Below are 17992 nucleotides of genomic sequence, written 5' to 3' on the forward strand. Positions count from 1 at the left end.
CCCGCACGAACCCCCTGACCGGCTCGGACCCGACGCCGCCCCGTCAGGCTTCCGCATCGCTCCCCCTACAACTTCGGGACCACACACGACCGTTGTGTCATTCCCTGGGTGGAGGGAGGTGCACCCCGGCGGGGGGATCCGGAGGCATGACCGGTCCTGAAGGATCTTTCCTGTCCGAACATAAGACCGGAAGGAATCCATATCGTGCGCAGACGACGTCTCGTGCCTCTGCTGGCCGTGAGTGTCACAGCCACGCTGGCTCCCGCTCTCGCCACCTCGACGGCCACCGCCGCTCCGGCCGCCGCCCCGTCGACCGCGTCCTCGTCCTCGTCCGCCGCCAGGAGCGCGCTGGACCGGTATGTGAAGCAGAAGCCGCAGTGGAAGCGGTGCGAAGCCGACGCCCCGGCATCGTTCGAGTGCGCCACGATCAAGGTCCCGCTGGACTACCGGGTTCCCGGGGGCAAGCGGATCGACTTGGCGATATCCCGGATCAAGAGCACCGCGCCCGACAAGCGGCGCGGTGTCCTGCTCTCCAACCCGGGCGGCCCGGGTGGAGAAGGGATCTACATGCCATTGGGGATGCAGGACAGACTCCCCAAGTCAGCGCAGCAGAAGTACGACCTCATCGGATTCGACCCGCGTGGTGTGGGTCGCAGCACCCCGGTCTCCTGCGGCCTGACGCCGGAGGAGGAGGACTGGCTGCGACCGTACAAGGAGGAGACGTTCGACAAGGACGTCGCCTGGGCCCGCGCGGTCGCGGACAAGTGCAGAGAGAAGGCGGGCGACACGCTCCCCCACATCACCACGCGCAACACCGCGCGCGACATGGATCTGCTCCGGGCGGTCCTCGGTGAGAAGAAGATCTCGTACGTCGGCTACTCGTACGGCACCTACCTGGGCGCCGTCTACACCCAGCTCTTCCCGGGCCGGGCCGACCGGTTCGTGCTGGACAGCGCGGTCGATCCGGCGCGCGCCTGGCGAGGGATGGTCCAGTGGTGGGCGGAGGGTGCCGAGCCCGCGTTCGACCGGTGGACCGCCTGGGCCGCCGGGCGTTCGGAGAAGTACGACCTCGGTGACACCTCGAAGAAGGTCGACCGGACCTTCTGGAACCTGGTCGCGCAGGCCAACGACAAGCCCATCGAGGTGGACGGGCAGCCGGTCACCGGTGATGACATCCGCAGCGGCATGCGCGGAGCGGTCTTCTCTCCCCAGGAAGCCACCGAGGCGATCGTGGAGCTGAAGAAGGCAGCGGCCGGCGTACCCGCCTCCGCGAAGAAGCTCGCGGCGTTCGCCGGATCCGGGAAGGCCGGGGCGGCAGGCGCCGCCGCCGGTGCGGCCGAGGCGCCGTCCGACAACATGACGGCGAGCTTCTGGGCCGTGGTGTGCGGCGACAACTCGGCCGCGTGGCCCCGCGATCCCGAGACCTACCGGCGGGAAGCCATCGAGGACAAGGGCCGGTACCCGCTCTACGGTGACTTCACGTCCAGCATCAAGCCCTGTGCGTTCTGGGACAAGTCCGTGGAACCGGCCACCAAGGTGAACAACAAGGTCGGCTCCCTGGTCGTCCAGAACGAGTGGGACTCGCAGACCCCGCTGCCCAGCGGTCAGGCCCTGCACGCGAACCTGAAGGGATCGCGCATGGTCACCGTCCTCGGCGGCGAGGGCCATGGCGTCTACCCGAACGGCAACGCGTGCACGGACGGCACGGTCACCGGTTACCTGCTCACCGGCAAGCTCCCCGCGAAGGACGTCACCTGTACGGCGACGGCCGCTTCGAACGCCGAGGCACGGAAGAACCAGAAGCAGGACGTGCGCCCCGGGTCTCCGCTCCCGCAGCGCGCGCCTGACCGTTTCTGAGCCCGGTCGTACGGCCCATTGCCGCATGACCCGTTGAAGACGGGGCGGGACCTCCCGACAGGTCCCGCCCCGTCCGCACCGCGTACGCGGCACCCGGGAGAGGTCCGTCACCGTGTGTCGCGTAGCTGAAGAAGGTACGCCGCAGTCAGCGCGACGGCACGGTCCCCGTCGTGCGACAGCTCCACGAGGGCACGTGAGGCCGTCGTCCCCGGAATGCCCGCCAGCGCCTGGGTCAGTCGTCCGCGTGCGGGCGCTTGTGCGCTGTCGTGGGCGAGGCGGTCGACGAGCCCTGTCGCGATCCGGTCCGCCGTCGCCCCGTCACTCGCCAGCACGCTCAGTGCGTCGGCCGCATCGGTGTCGTTCCCTCCCTCCACGATCATGTCGATGAGCGTCGGGACCGCATCGGCCACTCCACGTGTCCCGAGAGCCAGAGCCGCGTACCCGCGGACCACGACGTCGGGACCGGCCAGCGCGTCCCGCAGCTGCGCGGTGGCCTCGTCACCGGGCATCTCGGCGAGGGACCGAACGGCGCGTTCCCGCACCGCTGCCACCGGTGAGCCGAGGCCTTCCGCCAGCAGCGCCGGGCCGCCGTCGCCCGATCGCGCCAGCGCCCATCGAAGGGCTCCGGCGACGTTCGGCTCCGTCTCGCTCAGTGCCGCCTCGACCAGGGCTTCCACCGGCACCGGAATCTCGTCGGCCGCGGAGAGGGCCGCACGCTGGCGCGCGTCGGCGCTCTTCGACCCCAGTGCTTGGAGGAGCGCGACGACCTGGAGGACGTCCTCCCAGTCTGCGGGGTCGGCGGCATCGATCCGGCGCAGCCGTGTGAGCAGCTCGGTCTCCGCGGCGATGCGTTCGTGCGTCTGCCGGATGAGGTCGCCGACGAGCGCCGAAGGTATACCGGGATCTTCGAGCGCGCACCCGATCTCGCGCAGCGACAGCCCCAGCGACCGCAGGCTCTCGATGTGGAAGATACGCCGGATGTCCTCCCCGGAATACTCCCGATAGCCGGAGCCCGTACGGCCCGAAGGCCGCACCAGGCCGAGCGACTCGTAATGCCTGAGCATGCGGGCACTGACCCCGGACCGTCGGGCCACCTCACCGATCAACACGACCTATTGTCCCTCCTGGCCGGCCCCGCCGAGGGCCACGATGCGCTTGGCCTCCTCGATCGCGAACTCGAATCCGGCGTCCGGCTCACGCAGCAGCCGTTGCGTGGCGAGCGCGTGCGCGCACACGCGCGGGTCAGGAGCCGTCGTCGCAGCACACAGAGCCGGCACGATCGCTTCACCCAGCGCGACCAGTGCCCGGCTGAGACTCAGCTGCGTCTCCTTCCCGCCGCGTCCGAGCTGCGTCGCCAACATCGCGGCCAACCCGGACTCCTCGCCCTCCGGTACGAGCACGACCGCGGCCCGCCAGGCGCTCCGCGCCACCCCGTCGTCGGCGTCGGACAGCAGCGCCCGTGTGATCACCGGCCACGCCTGCCGGTTCCCGATCTTGGACAGTGTGTGCAGCGCCTGGCTCCGTGCCTGCGCGCGCTCCGAGCGGACTTCGCGGAGCAGCTCGGGAAGCGTCAGGGACGCCGGATGGCGGGTGAGCGCCCAGGTCAGCATGTCGCGGACGTAAAACTCGGGCTCGATCGCACATCGCTCGATGAGCTTGTCGATGAAGCGCGGGTCAGGTGTCGTGCCGACAGCCAGTGCGGCCCGCAGTCGCACGGACGGACGGCCGTCCTCCAGCCCCTGGAGCGCTCGTACCGCGTCTGTGTCCTGTCTCGTGATCGTCATCGAGATCACCTCCTCGGCAGCAGTAAAGGCCCTGTCACTGTGTCAAGGTCAAACAGGGCCGCCGCTCCTTGAAGTACGGACCGCACCATCTTCAACTCCCCCTTCGGCCGCTCGGAGGGGCACTCCATGACGACGATGACTCCACGGTGGCACGAGGAGGCCGGACCGGTTGCTCCCAGAGGTTGGCCAGGTGCGCGTGGAGGACGTCGTGTGCCTCTTGCGGAGTGAGGTGGCCGATGAGGACGTGCGCGGTGAGCCCGTCAGCGAGGGCGAGCAGGGTGCGGGCCTCGCGTTGCGGGTCGAGGGGCACGGCGCGGTCGGCGCCCTCACCGGCTTCCGAGATGAGACGGGTGAACGTCGTCTGAAGGGTTGCGTAGTTCGCCTTCAGCGTTTTTGCGAGCGCCTCGCTGACAGCCGCCTGCGCGACGAAGGCGAGCCAGACCCTGGCCTCGGCGCGGTGCTCTTCCCGGAGCAGTGAGATCTCGGTGACCGCGTGCCCCAGCGCGGTGCCGGCCGACTGGGCCGGGCTCCCGACGAGGCGGGCCTGTACACGCTCGATGACCCGGTCGCCGATGTGCCCGAGCGCGAACACGAGCATCTCTTCCTTGGTACGGAAGCACCGCTGCACGGCGCCCATCGACACCTGCGCGCGGGAGGCGACGTCGCGAAGGGTCACACCCTCCAGCCCGCGTTCGTCGGCGAGCTCGCAGACGGCCTCGGCAATGAGACGGCGTCGGCTCACATGATCGACCTGCCTGGGCATGCCCGTCACCTCCTTCGTTTCACAGTGCTCTGCTTTGCGTCGCACTTTATGCGATGCGCTCGTATCGGTTCCAGGGGTACGGTTCCGATGCAAGCGCATTGGTACGTGGATGAGGGAGGAAGAGCCATGCAGGACGCCCTGTGGAAGATGCCGGCCACCGCGCAGGCAGAGGCTGTGCGCAGCGCGGAGGTCTCAGCCGTCGAACTGGTCGACAGTCATCTGGATCGCATCGCCGAGGTCAACCCGCAGATGAACGCGGTCACCCAGCTCCTGGCGGAGCGCGCACGTGAGGCCGCGGCACAGATGGACCGTCGGCGGGCCGCCGGTGAAGCGCTGGGTCCCCTGGCGGGCGTCCCCTTCACGGTGAAGGAGAGCACCGCCATCGAAGGCGTGCCCACTACGTTCGGCTCGGAGCGCTTCCGTGATCTGGTGGCGTCGGCCGACGCACCCCCGGTGGCACGGCTGCGCGCGGCCGGGGCCATCCCCATCGGGCACAGCAATATCCCCACACTGATCCTGGCAGGGATGCACACGCGCAGCGAGCTGTTCGGCGACACGGTCAACCCGTGGGACAGCAGCCGGACCCCGGGGGGCTCCAGCGGTGGCGACGCCGTGGCCGTCGCCACGGGCATGGCGGCGCTCGGACTCGGCAACGACTCCGGCGGGTCGGTGCGTATCCCGGCCCAGTTCTGCGGCGTGGCCGGGCTGAAGCCGTCCACGGGCCGGTTCCCCGCCGACCACCGTATTTTCGGCCCGGAGGACCCCGGCCCGGCGTCCCAGATACTGGTCACCGACGGCCCGCTGGCCCGGAGCGTGGGTGATCTTCGGCTTGCCTACGAGGTGCTGGCCGGGACTGATCCGCGAGACCCACGCGCCGTGCCGGTGCCTGCCTACGGCCAACCGCTCGTCGGGCCGGTGAAGGTCGCGGTGGTGGCGGACCCCGGCGGTCACGGCGTCCACCCCACGGTCCGCGCAGCCGTCACGACCGCGGCCGACGCGCTCCGCGACGCCGGGTACGACGTGCGCGAGGTGCCGGACGTACCGCGTATGGACGAGGCCCTTGAGGTGTACGGCCGGATCACCGTGACCGAGTTCGCCCCGACCTGGCCGATGGTCCGCAAGCTGCTCGGCAAGGGCGGGGACCGCTATATCGAGATGACGATGGAGCAGACCCCGCCCGCAAGCGCGGCCGAGTTCATGAAACTGATGGGCACCTGGATGAACATCCGCCGCTCATGGGCCGAATTCCTCGACGAGTACCCGCTGTTGCTCGGCCCGGTCTTCACCGAGCCACCGGTCGAGCCTGGGCTGGAGTCACGTGACAGGTCGGGCAGGGAGCGGGTCGGGTCGGGAATGCGTCTGTGCACCGTGACCAGCTTCGTGGGCGTACCCGCTGTGGCCGTACCGACGGGGACAGCCGACGGGCTCCCTTCCGGAGTGCAGATCGTCGGGCGCGCGTTCCGGGAGGACCTGTGCCTGGAGGCGGCCCAGGCGATCGAGGACCGGCTCGGAGTTCTCACACCGGTCGACCCGCGCGTGGGAGGCCGGGCTGCTTGAGTACGTGGGCCCTGAAGGGGTGCGCACGCTCGGCTCGCTACACATAACTCCGGCGCGAGGGTGTGAGGCACTTCGTGCGCGGACCTTCGGCCGGGATGGTGAGCGGCACTCACCGGCAACGTAGCGTGGTGAGTAGCCGCACAGGCTGCGAGTGGGGGGTGAGCCGCACTCATCGGTGAACTGGCCGCGGGCCGCCGCCCCAGCAGCCGTGCTCCCCACCGAAAGACCCCCGCTCCCGCCACGACAACCCGGACTCACCTCCGCTTGCAGCAACTCCCGGTGCGACTCCTCACGGTGGATGCTGGCGAGGTAAGACGGACGTGACGTGCGCAGTGCACGGCCTCCCCCGGTCCAGATCGGCGCCGACACTGCCTCGGTGATGCCTCCACGTCACACCCAGCCCGGAGCAACAGCGTCATTTGTGGGCTCAGGCGTATGTCGTGCGTTCGTCCTCGATGGAATCAGCTGCGTAGATGAAGACGAACTCCAACTCCACGCTGCCGGTGTTCGTGATTCCGTGAGCGCAGTGCGAAGGGATGAAGACCATGGCGCCGACGCCGACATCGTGCGCGGTGCCGGCGAGGTCGACGACCCCGGAACCGCTGAGGATGTAGTAGATCTCCGTGGCCGCGTGACTGTGCCTGTGCAACGAGCTGTGAGGAGGGACGCGGCACGTCCCTCCTGTCAGCTCTTCGGTCGGGGTGAGTCCGTCGCCGATCATCGTTGTGAACTCAAGCGTTCCGCGCTCATCCGACCATTGCTCGGTCGTTCCCTGCGCGCTGCGACGCACTACGGGGCGAATGGTCATGGGCTGGCTCCCTGATCAATGGCGTCGTGATGATGAGCTACGCAACACTACCTGGGAGGCAGTGCCGTTTCGCGACGGCTGCCACAGACCGAGCAGGCGCCCCTACGCGGCCACCGGACCCGTGTTCGGCCGTCAGATGTCATCTGCCTCGACGCCCGTCGCCGCCGGTGCGATGACCGCACCGGCGGCGATCAGAACATCGGCAGGGGCCTGCAGGTCCTCCTTGTGCTCGCGTACCGGAGCCGTCATGGTGTCGGCGGGAACCAGGTCGCGGGCACCGTGGGCCGCCAGGCCGTCGGCGTGGCGGCCCACTGACCCGCCACGCCGACGACGCGCCTTGGTCAGGCCGGGGTGTACCACACTTCGGCAACCTTGGCGTTGTAGTCACACCACGCTGTCGAGGTCTGTCCTGCCCGCACGATCGGGCCGTGGTGGTCGTACTGATCGCCATTGTCGAAGCGCTGGCATCTGACAGAGCCGTAGAACCAATCGTTCGACCCGCCCTGACAGGTGACGGCCGCTCCCAGGTGTCCCAGGCTGCCCTGCACGTATTCGTGATAGCAGTCCTGGATCGTGGGCGGGGCGGCCGAAGCAGGTATCGCGAGGCCGACCAGGCTCGCGCCCGCCAGCGCGAGGGTGGTCGCCCCCGCTGCTATCCGACGCTGAAAGGACATGCGTTCCTCCGTTGGGTTGATGCGTCCATGTCGCGAAGCGGTTCCACTGTCGATCACGGGGGCCGAGAAGTCCTTGACCGAGAGTGCACGCTTCCTTGGCATGGAGTGCATGTCCCGCCTCCCGTAGCGGGGCAATCAACGACCGCGGCTGGGCCCCGTCGACGCTGTCGCCCGCTCCCGGAGCAGTCGGGGTCGGACGGGATGGCCTTCGATCCGCTCTTGAGGCCGTCGTCGGTCGTGGTGCGTTAAAGGTTGTCGCTGAAGGCTGGTGATCAGTAGGTTTGTGCCATCATGACGACGCGAATTCTGAGGTTCGGCTTGTACGCGGACGAGCAGGGGCTGGCATGGGTCAGGGAGCTCGTCGACGGGGCCACAGCTTCCCGGAGCGCCCGGATCATCAGGGCGAACGTTGCGCGCACCTATCCTGACAGCGACCTCACGACCGCTGAAATGTACGACTCTCTGGCGGAACAGTGGGCCTTCGAACACCCTGGCCAGAACAGCGGCGAGCGGGAAGCCGTTGAACTGCGCGTCCACCTGGAGTGTTCCCTGCGGACATGGCGAGCGATCCGCAAGACAGTGATCAAAGCTCTGTGTCCGGAAGGAATGGCGCCCCACGCTTGCCGTGTTCCGTGGTTCGCTGCCTGAGCCGGTGCACAGGTCTCGGCAATGGCCCGAAGCACCGTGATGCCCCCTCAGCCTTCGGTGACAGGAGATCTTCTGCGCTTCTTCCTTCGGCTGATCCCGGCTGCCCATCCGCCCTGCCTCCGGCGGCGGCTCGTGGTGATGTGACGGGGATGCCGAGGGTGCGGGCGAGACCGCGGCGGGGAGATCGGCGGCGAGGCAGCGCGCCGTACGAACAATTGCGGGACTTCTTCGTCTGGACGGCTCCCCGCAGCCACAGCGGCACCGACGGAATCAGCCAGCCCCAGGCCCGCCAGTCGGCCCTCGCGGCCAACCCGCTGCCGTCGGAGCAGTAACCGTTTCTTCGGTGAATCGAGGGGGCTGCGGGTGAAGCCCCCGCCCGGAGTCTTCCGTCAGCGTGCAGAGCGCGGATACGAGACGGGGCGCGATCAAGAACCTGATGCGACGCCCCCGCACCTGGAGAGTCACTCAGCGTCATACCAGGGCTTGTTCGCTGCCCAGTGCTGGACCCAGCCGGCAAAGCCGGGTTCAGCGGTGGTGAACCCGAACTGCTCGCCGAAAGGGACTGCTCCGACGTCAGTGATCAGCCAGACGTGCCCTCGGTGAGGTCCGGCGACAACGAGATGCCAGTTCATCGCGCATCCGTCGGTGCCGAGCACAACCGTGCCGTGGTTGTAGACCTGCGCAAAGATCTCGTCGGCATCCTCGGTCCGGTCCGGGTCCTCCTCCCACATCCATGCCGCCGCCAGCGGGAACGGCTTACTCACGTCGCGTTCCTGCTCGTCATCGCCCCAGTCGTCGGGCAGCTCCGCCACCGGCAACAGCCCGTACTCGGGCGGCCCCGAGTGCGAACCGTCCGTTATCTCAGCGACGAAGGTCCGATACGGCTCGGGCAGCACGATTCCGTGTTCTGCCTCGAATGCATGGACTGCCTCCCAGCCAAGAGCCGACCCGCCGCCCTCATCGACATCGAACGCCGCACGAAGCGCCGCCAGCTCGGCAGGATCAGCTTGATCAATGTTCATGCGGCATAGATACCACCTCGTAGTGACAACGCCCGCGGATACGTGGGTGCTCGGCGACGGACCTTGAGGAATCCCACACGTTTCGCATGGCGTTCCCCCGTCGGCAGTCTTCGCACAGTGCGCCCACGGTGCCGACCGCGACGAGGACCAGGCACGGGTGCCGGGGCGGAGGCCGGTGAACCCGACGACCGCGGCCCGCAGTGCGTCGGCGGACCGGACTTTACCCATGGTCAGCCTGCGTCCATCAGCAGGCTGAGCACCTTGGCGGCCTTGCCCCGGACGGCACCGATGCGCGGCATTCCCAGTTCCCCATTTACAGCGACGAAAGCGCGCTGACGAACGAGGCACCCGCCCCAAATCCCACCGCAGGGGCGGGTGGTTCACGAGTGGCGTCGACCGCGACGGGAAGAGACCGGATGAAGATCGTTTCCCGTACAGCCGATAGTCGCTTTCCGAAAGTGACGTCGCCACGATTCGGGGCGCAGGGGCGTACTGGAACAGAGACCTGGCTTCCTTCGTTCAACATCATGAACTGAGCTGAAGTTCACCCGGAGGCGCACCCTCGCGGCCGGCTACGGGAGCGACATGTCGTGCTGGGTATCGCACACGTCGTCTCGCACGTGCATGCGGCGCAGGTCTTGCAGTGCGGCGATGGGGAAAGGATGTTGCATCCACTTGGCTCGATAGCCCTCCTCCCCATGGAACCGCAGCACCGACTGTGCAGTTTCCACGATGGAATGGCTCAGGGCGCCTCTTTCCAGCCTGGAGTTCCATACGAGAGTGCCATCGTCGTCGGAGGCATCGAAGCTCGCTGACATATCGGGGAACAAGTAGATCGCGATGTCTACGTCCGATCCCTCACCTCGAAGAACCCACCTCACTTCGGCCGGTTCGAGGTCGAAGGAGAACCGGTGGACAGTGCCAGGTCCGTAAAGAGCCGCAAAGCTGTAGAGCAAGTCGGCAAGAGCATCCGTGCAGTAGCTGACGAGGTCCGTTCGCTCCGAAGTCCCGTCAGTCATACGGCACCTTGCCCAGCCTGACCCCATGAGTTCCCAGCCGAACCGAAGATCAGCCGTCACCTTGCCCCCTCCCCTGCACATGGCCATGAAGCCTAGTCGTCGCGGCGACCGGTGCCGGCTTCTGCGCCACATCGCTCCGGTAGGTGTCCAAGAACCGGAAGAACTCCTCGACGGGAGTCGAGCCGTCGGGAAGGTTGCGTTCGACGTCTGTGCCCAACCCGGCGGGCTGGTGTCGCCAAGGCCCGGACAGCCACGCACCGGGCCGGAGACGGATCCGATCCAGGAAGTCATACACGTCCGCGCAGCCCTGCCGGTGCTTGACAGAGAGGTCCGGGTTGTCCTCGCTCGGCATGTTCCGGCCCTACGGTGCACACGAGTGCCACCGCCCGTCAGAGATGGTGGACTTCTTCACAAGAGAACAAGTCCTGGGCCCACGTTCAGTGGAGTGACAAGGCAACGGTCTCCGCGCACGTTCCGCAGGGCGTCACCGGTACCGCATACGCCAAGCTGCACTCCAGGCCAGGCACGAGCGGGCCGGGCTGTCGCGGGAGACCCCTTGCGGGAGGGCCAGTGCATGGGCGGGCGCAAACACGGGAGGGAGTCGGGCTCAAGAGGGGCAACCCCTGGGACGCCACCCGGAGGACAGCCCTGACCACGTCCCGGTGCCTTCCCTGATTCCCGTCTCGCGCGGTTGTGACCCGGGCTGCGCGCTGGCACGTTCGTCCAGGGGACAACCCCGTGATCCATTTTCTGAGATCTCGGAAAGGACTTCATGCAACCGCTCTTCAGGGTGCTCACCGGAGTGCTCACCGCTGGAGTACTCGCCGGAGCCTCGATGCCGGGCGTGGAGGCGGCGAGTGCAGGTCGTCCCGGCAGAAGCCCGACGGCACAGGAGGCCATCGACTGGAAACCGTGCCCCCAGGACGCCGCAGCGGAATGCGGGACCCTGCGCCTGCCCATCGACTGGGCACGCCCGTCTGCTGAGAAGTTCGATCTCGCCGTGGCCCGCCGCAAGGCGACCGATCCGGATCGCCGGGTCGGTGCGCTGCTGGTCAACCCGGGTGGACCGGGCGATTCGGGGGTCGACTTCGCCGTACGGCGTGCCACGTCCCACTTCGGCGCGGATGTTCAGCAGAGGTTCGACATCGTCGGGTTCGATCCACGAGGTGTCGGAGGCAGCCAACCGGTCACGTGCTCAACGGAGTTGCTGAACCAAGCGCCGTCGACTTACCCCCGTAACCAGACGGAGTTCGAGCGACTCGCCACGTACAACCGGGCATTACGTCAGGACTGCCGACGCCACGCGGTCCGGTCTTCGACCATGCCGACACCCTGAGCGTCGTCCGTTACATGGACGCGATCCGCAGCGCGTTGGGTGAGAAGGACGACTACCTCACTGAGCGGAAACTCCCGAGCGCCGGGAGCCGCTGTACCCACGCCGCGAAGAACTGATCGCAATGGGGGACAGCACACCGGCCGAAGAGTCCCGAAGGCACGCGCCTGTGAGCCGGGCTCCCCCGCATCAGTTCGTGAGAGGCCCCTGGAGCCGGCCATGTCGGCTCCAGGCGTGGCGGCGAACAACTCGTTCCGCCGCTCGTCCGGCATCTGGCGGGCCGGCGGCGTGGGGGCGCCTGCCGCGGGCACCTGGGGGCGGGGGTCAGAGCGCGTCGGCGCCGTTGGTGCGGCGGGATTCGCCCCTGGGTACCGTGTGTACATGTCCACTCGCGCGGAACTGCGTCGGATGCGCCGTAACGACCGCTGGATGGAGATCATTCTGCCGCGAGTGATCCGACGCGTGGTCAACGGCGAAGTCACGCAGCCTGGTTGGATGCCGCGCCGCTGGCTGACCCTGGTGTCGGGTGACGTCGACCTGGACGCGGGTATCGGAGCAGTCTGGCTCGTCCGGCGTCCCGGCTCCGCGAGGGCGGAGACGCACACCGCACTGATCGAGCGCTGCGGCGAGAAGTGGCAGGACACAGGCAGTGGCAGCGCGTCGGGTGGTGACCTGTCCGGGGAGAGGCTGGCGGCGGGCGGGCCGGGGCAAGTCGGCATGATCGAGCTCGGCGGAGGCGCGGGTGTTCTGAGTTATGCCTACCGTCTGCAGCATCGTCATCCGGACTTCATCGGGACGGCTCCGTGGGTCGGATCGAACGAACTCCAGGTGGCGGCCGAAGTGGATCACCTTCTCGTCGGCGGCCGAAGGGCCGATGTGCCCCGGCACGGCAGACTCATCGTCGTCTGGAAGTCCCCGTCCAGGGGCCACGTGGGGGTACGGCCGCTCATCGTGGCTGTAGGGCGCGACGGTTCGGAACTCTCCAGGATCGGGCCTCACGACCGTATGGACAGCTACACCTGGGCAAGGTTGGACGATCAGGAGGATTGACGGCTTCGAACCCTCGGCTCCGTAAGCCTCTCCGCACCAGTCAGGTCGGTGCCGAGGTGATCAGGACCGGGTCGGGCGAGTGCCGGGGCCGGTCATTCAGCGCTGCTGGGCAGCATGTGCCTCGCGGGCGACATCGATCTGTTCGATGTGTTGCTCGGCCCAGCGGGTCACGGCCTGGATGACGGGCACCAGGCTCTGCCCCAGTGGGGTCAGCGCGTAGTCCACGCGTACCGGCACGGCCGGGGTGACGTGCGGGAGAGCAGTCCATCGCGTTCGAGGCGACGCAAAGTCTGTGTGAGCATCTTCTGGCTTGCCCCTGCGATCGCACGAGCCAGCTCTCCATAGCGGCGTGGGCCCTCGGCCAGTTCCTTGAGAAGGCAGCCGCCGACCGGGCCGGTTCCGGGATACGCGTCACTGGTTCGCAGGACGCGGCCGGGTCGGCCGAGGTGGTCATCAACGCCATGCCCGGCTCGGCGTCGCTGGATGCGCTCGCCGGCCTCGCCCCACAGCTGACGGGCAAGGTCCTGGTCGACGTCGCCAACGCCACCGAGTTCGACTCCGCCGGTTTCGCATCGGCGCCCCTGTATCCGGGCAGCAGCCTCGCCGAGGAGATTCAGCGGGCGCTGCCCGACGTACGCGTGGTGAAGTCCCTCAACACGATGCACGACTCGGTCATGGCCGACCCGGCCGAACTGGCCATCGCTCCCTCCGCCTTCGTGTCCGGCAACGGTGCCGACGCCAAGAAGGTCGTCGGCAGCCTGCTTGCCGAGCTGGGCTGGCCGCCGGAGTGGATCACCGACCTCGGAGACGTGAGGACCGCCCGGGTACCCGAGGCGTTCGTGCTGATGGTCAGCGGTCTCGTCCGTGCGCTGGGACCAGTGCCCTTCGGCATGACGATCGCTCGATGAGGCCAGGAAGAGCCGACTCCGCCTGCGCAGCCCTCCGCTTCTCAACGAAGCTGTCGTCCAGGTTTTGAGATGCCCGGCATGCCGCGGTCGACCGGCGTGATGCGGGAGAGGCGCTGACTCTCTTCGCGCCGCATGATCGCCTGATCGGCCTCGGCCGTGGGGGACTCGGCGTCGCCGCCATGTATCCGCGCAGGCAGCCGTTCGGGCAGGGCCCTGCCGTGCTCATCGGCGCTGGTGGCAGGTGCCCGAACGCGAAGAACGGGTCGATGTAGACCCGCTGCCCCGACGTTGGCCAACACGTCCTTGGGGCCGGGACCGGTTTGTCGGCCACCCCGACTCCCCAGGGCATTCCTGGGGCGACCGGACCCGCGGCACACATCTTCGACATGCCGCGGACCCTCACGTACGGAACTCCTCTTTCGTCAATACGAAGGTGAGCAGGGAGCCCCTCTCAAGCCCCCACGACTTTCTTCGCGCCACCCATTGCGCACGCCTCACGCGAGAAGTCAAGCGATTCTTGCGCGCCGCGACGGCCGCTTCGGGGTCGGCCATTGAATTCTGTGCGCACACGGAACACTTTCGCGTCAAGAGTGATATTTCCCGTAGCGAAAAGGTGCTCAGGAGCGGCGTTGACCAGCGATGGCGTGGTGTTACCGTTAATTTCGGCCCGCTCTCCACACCACCCGAGGTTCATGAAGTGAGAAATCGGCTCGTTGTCAAGGGTGCCCGTCAGAACAACCTTCGTGACGTGTCCGTCGAATTGCCTCGGGACGCGTTGATCGTATTCACCGGCGTGTCCGGATCCGGAAAGTCAAGTCTGGCATTCGACACGATATTCGCCGAGGGACAGCGGCGTTACATCGAATCTCTTTCTTCCTATGCGCGCCAGTTCCTCGGACAGCTCGACAAGCCCGAGGTCGACGCCATCGAGGGGCTGTCGCCCGCGATCGCCATCGGCCAGAAGACGTCCAGCCGCAATCCGCGCTCCACGGTCGGCACCGTCACCGAGGTCTACGACCATCTGCGCCTGCTGTACGCCAGGATCGGCCACCCGCACTGCCCCGAGTGCGGCGAACCAGCCGGCCGGCAGACGCCGCAACGCATCGTCGACCTGTTGCTGGGCGAGAGTCGGGGGACCCGCTTCCAGGTCCTCGCCCCGGTCGTCCGCGACCGCAAGGGCGAACACACCGAGGTCTTCCGGCAGCTGACCGCCGATGGATTCAGCCGGGTCCGGGTCGACGGCAGGGTTCTGTCGCTGTCCGCACCGCCCGCGCTGGACAAGCGCAAGAAGCACTCCATCGACGTGGTCGTGGACCGGCAGGCCGTGAAGCCGGGTATCCGGCAGCGGCTGACGGAGTCGGTGGAGACCGCGCTGGGGCTCGGAGGGGGTGTCGTCCGGGTCGAGTTCGTGGACCGGGAACCCGGCAGTGCCGAACGGGAGTTGATCTTTTCCGAGGAGATGTCCTGCCCGCGCTCGCACGACATCGGTCTGGAGTCGCTGGAGCCCCGGCTGTTCTCCTTCAACGCGCCCTGGGGAGCCTGCCCCACCTGCACCGGCCTGGGGTCCCGTCTGGAGGTCGACCCGGCGCTTGTCGTTCCGGACGGCACCAAGTCGCCGGCCGAGGGCGCGATCGCCCCATGGGCCCACACCAGCGGTGCCGAATACTTCACCCGTCTGCTGGAAGCCCTGGCCGCCGATGCCGGCTTCAGTACCCGCACCCCTTGGAATGAACTACCCAACGACGTACGGATGATGGTGCTGCACGGGGCGGACCGGCGATTGCACCTCACATTCCGGAACCGGTTCGGCCGCGAGCGCTCGTACCTGTCCCGCTTCGAAGGAGTGATCCCGCACATCGAGCGCCGCCACGCGGAGGGCACCGAGTCCACGGCCGGCCGGACCCGTTTCGCCGGGTACATGCGCGAGGTGCCGTGCGCGGACTGCGGGGGCGCCCGGCTCGCCCCCGCCGTCCTGGCGGTCACGGTCGGCGGGCTCAGCATCGCACAGGCCGCCGCGCTGCCTCTCGGTGAACTCGTGGAATTTGTGCGGATGTTGACTCTGACGGACAGTGAGTGGCGCATCGCCGACGCGGTGCTCACCGAGACCGGCGAGCGACTGCGGTTCCTGCTCGACGTGGGACTCGACTACCTCTCCCTCGACAGGCCCGCCGCCTCCCTCTCCGGCGGGGAGGCTCAGCGCATCCGGCTGGCGACGCAGATCGGTACGGGACTGACCGGTGTGCTGTGCGTCCTGGACGAGCCGTCGATCGGGCTGCACCAGCGCGACAACCAGCGGCTCATCGAGACATTGCGGCGGCTGCGCGACCGGGGCAACACGGTGATCGTCGTCGAGCACGACGAGGAGACGCTGCGGGTCGCCGACTGGGTCGTCGACTTCGGTCCCGGCGCCGGTACGCACGGCGGCCGGATCGTCTGCTCGGGGACCGTGCGGGAACTGGCCGAGCACCCCGAGTCCCTGACCGGCGCCTACCTCTCCGGACGCCGGACGATCCCCCTGCCCGCGCAGCGCAGGAAGCCGAGGAGCGGCCACTCGCTCACCGTGCACCAGGCGTGCGAGCACAACCTGCGTGACGTGACGGTGTCGTTCCCGCTCGGCTTGTTCACCGCGGTCACCGGTGTGTCCGGCTCCGGCAAGTCGACCCTGGTCAACGACATCCTGCACACCGCCCTGGCCCAGCGCCTCCACCGAGCCCACAAGGTGCCCGGCCGGCACCGCTCCATCACCGGCACCGAGCACATCGACAAGGTCGTCCAGGTCGACCAGGCACCCATCGGCCGCAGCCCCCGCTCCAACCCGGCCACGTACACGGGCGTCCTCGACCACCTGCGCACGCTGTTCGCCCGGACCCGGGAGGCCAAGGCACGCGGCTACCGGCCCGGCCGGTTCTCCTTCAACATCAAGGGGGGCCGCTGCGAACACTGCTACGGCGACGGCACCATCAAGGTGGAGATGAACTTCCTCCCGGATGTCCACGTCCCCTGCGAGGTGTGCCAGGGCGCCCAGTACAACCGGGAGACCCTCGAAGTGCGCTACAAGGGAAAGTCCATCGCGGACGTCCTCGCCATGACCGTCGCCGAGAGCCTGGACTTCTTCGACGGCCACCGGATCATCTCCCGGCACCTGCGGACCATGGACGATGTCGGACTCGGCTACGTGAAGCTCGGCCAGGCCGCCACCACCCTGTCCGGCGGCGAAGCCCAGCGTGTCAAGCTCGCCGCCGAACTCCAGCGCCGCACCCGCGGCCGCACCCTCTACATCCTGGACGAACCCACCACCGGCCTGCACACCGCCGATGTCGCCCGGCTGCTGACGGCACTGCAACGCCTGGTCGACGGCGGCAACACGGTCGTCGTCATCGAGCACAACCTCGATGTGATCAAGACGGCCGACTGGGTCATCGACATGGGACCGGAAGGCGGACAGCGGGGCGGCGAGGTCATCGCCGAAGGCACCCCCGAGCAGGCCGCGGCCGAGCCCCGGTCACACACCGGCCGGTACCTGAACTCCCTCCTGGAGTCCCGATGAGCGCCGCAGACGTACAGGACCCCGACGTTCTCCTGCTCGCCGAGCAGGACGAGAGCGATGCGCCCGCCCCCCGGCTCTCCACCGGAGGCGCCTCGGTCGACCCGGTGAAGGACTATCTGCGGCTCATCTCCAAGTTCCGGCTGCTGACCGCCGAGCAGGAGGTGGAACTGGCCAAGCGCATAGAAGCCGGCCTGTACGCCGAACAGCTCCTCGCCGAAGAGCCGGAACCGGACCCGCGCTACCGCCGGGAGCTGACCTTCCTCGCCGAGGACGGCCGCCACGCGAAAAGGCACTTCACCGAGGCCAACCTGCGCCTGGTGGTCGCCGTTGCCAAGCGCTACACCGGCCGCGGACTGCACTTCCTGGACCTGATCCAGGAAGGCAACGCCGGGCTGATCAGGGCCGTGGAGAAGTTCGACTACGCCAAGGGCTTCAAGTTCTCCACGTACGCGACCTGGTGGATCAAACAGGCGGTCAGCCGCGCCATGGCCGATCAGAGCCGCACCATCCGCATCCCCGTACACGCCGTCGAGGTCATCAACCGCGTGGCGCGGGTCCGCCGCGAGCTGATCCGCGATCTCGGGGCCGAGCCCACCGCTCAGGAGCTGGCCGAGAAAGCGGAGATCTCGGTGGAACGGCTGACCGAACTCGACGCCTACGCCAGGGAACCCATCTCACTGGAATTCAGCGTGTCCGAGGGCGGGGACACCGCGTTCGGCGACCTCATCGTGGACAGTGACTCGCCCTCCCCCTGGGACGTGGTCGCCTTCGGCTTCCTCCGGCGGACGCTCCAGACCGTGCTGGCGGACATGACCCCGCGCGAAGCGGGCATCATCGCCCTGCGCTACGGCCTCCTCGGCGGCCCTCCCCGGACCCTGGAGGAGATCGGGCGGGTCTACGGCGTGACCCGTGAACGCATCCGCCAGATCGAGTCCAGAACCATGAGCAAGCTGCGCCACCCCTCCCGCTCGCACGCACTGCGGGAGTACCTCGACAACGAGTGACCACGCAGCCGGACCCAT

Annotated in this window: 17 protein-coding genes and 1 pseudogene; 8 read left to right on the forward strand and 10 right to left on the reverse strand. The window is 68.0% G+C overall.

The features are described from left to right. Window positions 1-204 precede the first annotated feature (204 nt). Window positions 205-1857: an alpha/beta hydrolase gene (locus A6A29_RS39165; protein WP_073728247.1), complete on the forward strand. Its 1653-nt coding sequence runs from the start codon at window positions 205-207 to the stop codon at window positions 1855-1857. Between the two features lie 107 nt (window positions 1858-1964). On the opposite strand, the gene A6A29_RS39170 is transcribed toward A6A29_RS39165, so the two are convergent. The 3 genes from A6A29_RS39170 to A6A29_RS39180 form a co-directional block, all read right to left on the reverse strand. Further along, a complete protein-coding gene (locus A6A29_RS39170; RefSeq protein ID WP_073728249.1) occupies window positions 1965-2966 on the reverse strand; it encodes a MerR family transcriptional regulator in 1002 nt (333 codons plus the stop codon). Window positions 2967-2969: 3 nt separating this feature from the next. Further along, window positions 2970-3641, reverse strand: a complete 672-nt coding sequence (locus tag A6A29_RS39175; RefSeq protein WP_073728251.1) for a HEAT repeat domain-containing protein — start codon at window positions 3639-3641, stop codon at window positions 2970-2972. Between the two features lie 91 nt (window positions 3642-3732). Continuing rightward, complete coding sequence (locus tag A6A29_RS39180; protein ID WP_073728253.1) at window positions 3733-4404, reverse strand: TetR/AcrR family transcriptional regulator; 672 nt, start codon at window positions 4402-4404, stop codon at window positions 3733-3735. A gap of 126 nt (window positions 4405-4530) precedes the next feature. Here A6A29_RS39180 and A6A29_RS39185 point away from each other — a divergent pair, with 126 nt between their 5' ends. Continuing rightward, window positions 4531-5961: an amidase gene (locus A6A29_RS39185; RefSeq protein ID WP_073728255.1), complete on the forward strand. Its 1431-nt coding sequence runs from the start codon at window positions 4531-4533 to the stop codon at window positions 5959-5961. Window positions 5962-6388: 427 nt separating this feature from the next. Here the strand turns inward: A6A29_RS39185 and A6A29_RS46125 are convergent, their stop codons facing one another. The 3 genes from A6A29_RS46125 to A6A29_RS39200 all read right to left on the reverse strand — a co-directional run bounded on the left by A6A29_RS46125 (window position 6389) and on the right by A6A29_RS39200 (window position 7443). Further along, entirely contained in the window at window positions 6389-6769 is a 381-nt protein-coding gene (locus A6A29_RS46125; RefSeq protein ID WP_079183217.1) for a cupin domain-containing protein, read from the reverse strand. A 132-nt stretch (window positions 6770-6901) separates the two neighbouring features. After that, window positions 6902-7081, reverse strand: coding sequence for a hypothetical protein (locus A6A29_RS39195; protein ID WP_073728257.1), 180 nt, complete (start codon window positions 7079-7081; stop codon window positions 6902-6904). A gap of 29 nt (window positions 7082-7110) precedes the next feature. Further along, window positions 7111-7443, reverse strand: coding sequence for a hypothetical protein (locus A6A29_RS39200; protein ID WP_073728259.1), 333 nt, complete (start codon window positions 7441-7443; stop codon window positions 7111-7113). A gap of 291 nt (window positions 7444-7734) precedes the next feature. Here A6A29_RS39200 and A6A29_RS39205 point away from each other — a divergent pair, with 291 nt between their 5' ends. Beyond that, window positions 7735-8091, forward strand: a complete 357-nt coding sequence (locus A6A29_RS39205; protein WP_073728261.1) for a hypothetical protein — start codon at window positions 7735-7737, stop codon at window positions 8089-8091. A 461-nt stretch (window positions 8092-8552) separates the two neighbouring features. On the opposite strand, the gene A6A29_RS39210 is transcribed toward A6A29_RS39205, so the two are convergent. The 3 genes from A6A29_RS39210 to A6A29_RS39220 all read right to left on the reverse strand — a co-directional run bounded on the left by A6A29_RS39210 (window position 8553) and on the right by A6A29_RS39220 (window position 10484). Continuing rightward, window positions 8553-9113 (reverse strand): SMI1/KNR4 family protein, encoded by a 561-nt coding sequence (locus A6A29_RS39210; protein WP_073728263.1) that lies wholly within the window; start codon window positions 9111-9113, stop codon window positions 8553-8555. 572 nt (window positions 9114-9685) lie between these two features. Further along, complete coding sequence (locus A6A29_RS39215; RefSeq protein ID WP_241838815.1) at window positions 9686-10132, reverse strand: hypothetical protein; 447 nt, start codon at window positions 10130-10132, stop codon at window positions 9686-9688. 49 nt (window positions 10133-10181) lie between these two features. After that, a complete protein-coding gene (locus A6A29_RS39220) occupies window positions 10182-10484 on the reverse strand; it encodes a hypothetical protein (protein WP_073728267.1) in 303 nt (100 codons plus the stop codon). A 483-nt stretch (window positions 10485-10967) separates the two neighbouring features. On the opposite strand from A6A29_RS39220, the gene A6A29_RS39225 reads away from it, so the two are divergent. Together A6A29_RS39225 and A6A29_RS39230 are read left to right on the forward strand one after the other, a co-directional pair. Further along, on the forward strand, window positions 10968-11468 hold the full coding sequence (locus A6A29_RS39225; RefSeq protein ID WP_198953559.1) for an alpha/beta fold hydrolase: 501 nt from the start codon (window positions 10968-10970) through the stop codon (window positions 11466-11468). Window positions 11469-11846: 378 nt separating this feature from the next. Further along, window positions 11847-12515 carry a hypothetical protein gene (locus A6A29_RS39230; RefSeq protein WP_143197150.1) on the forward strand — a complete coding sequence of 223 codons (669 nt, stop codon included), beginning with the start codon at window positions 11847-11849 and terminating at the stop codon, window positions 12513-12515. A gap of 96 nt (window positions 12516-12611) precedes the next feature. Here A6A29_RS39230 and A6A29_RS39235 read toward each other — a convergent pair. Beyond that, window positions 12612-12880 (reverse strand): annotated as a pseudogene (locus A6A29_RS39235) (winged helix-turn-helix transcriptional regulator); the annotation flags it as partial. A 39-nt stretch (window positions 12881-12919) separates the two neighbouring features. On the opposite strand from A6A29_RS39235, the gene A6A29_RS39240 reads away from it, so the two are divergent. The 3 genes from A6A29_RS39240 to A6A29_RS39250 all read left to right on the forward strand — a co-directional run bounded on the left by A6A29_RS39240 (window position 12920) and on the right by A6A29_RS39250 (window position 17974). Further along, entirely contained in the window at window positions 12920-13423 is a 504-nt protein-coding gene (locus tag A6A29_RS39240) for an NADPH-dependent F420 reductase (RefSeq protein WP_338012918.1), read from the forward strand. Between the two features lie 697 nt (window positions 13424-14120). Then, entirely contained in the window at window positions 14121-16970 is a 2850-nt protein-coding gene (uvrA, locus tag A6A29_RS39245; RefSeq protein ID WP_073728271.1) for an excinuclease ABC subunit UvrA, read from the forward strand. After that, window positions 16967-17974 (forward strand): RNA polymerase sigma factor, encoded by a 1008-nt coding sequence (locus A6A29_RS39250; RefSeq protein WP_073728273.1) that lies wholly within the window; start codon window positions 16967-16969, stop codon window positions 17972-17974. The genes uvrA and A6A29_RS39250 overlap by 4 nt, the downstream gene beginning before the upstream one ends. Window positions 17975-17992 lie beyond the last annotated feature (18 nt).

Source organism: Streptomyces sp. TSRI0281, from assembly GCF_001905125.1.
Lineage (GTDB): Bacteria > Actinomycetota > Actinomycetes > Streptomycetales > Streptomycetaceae > Streptomyces.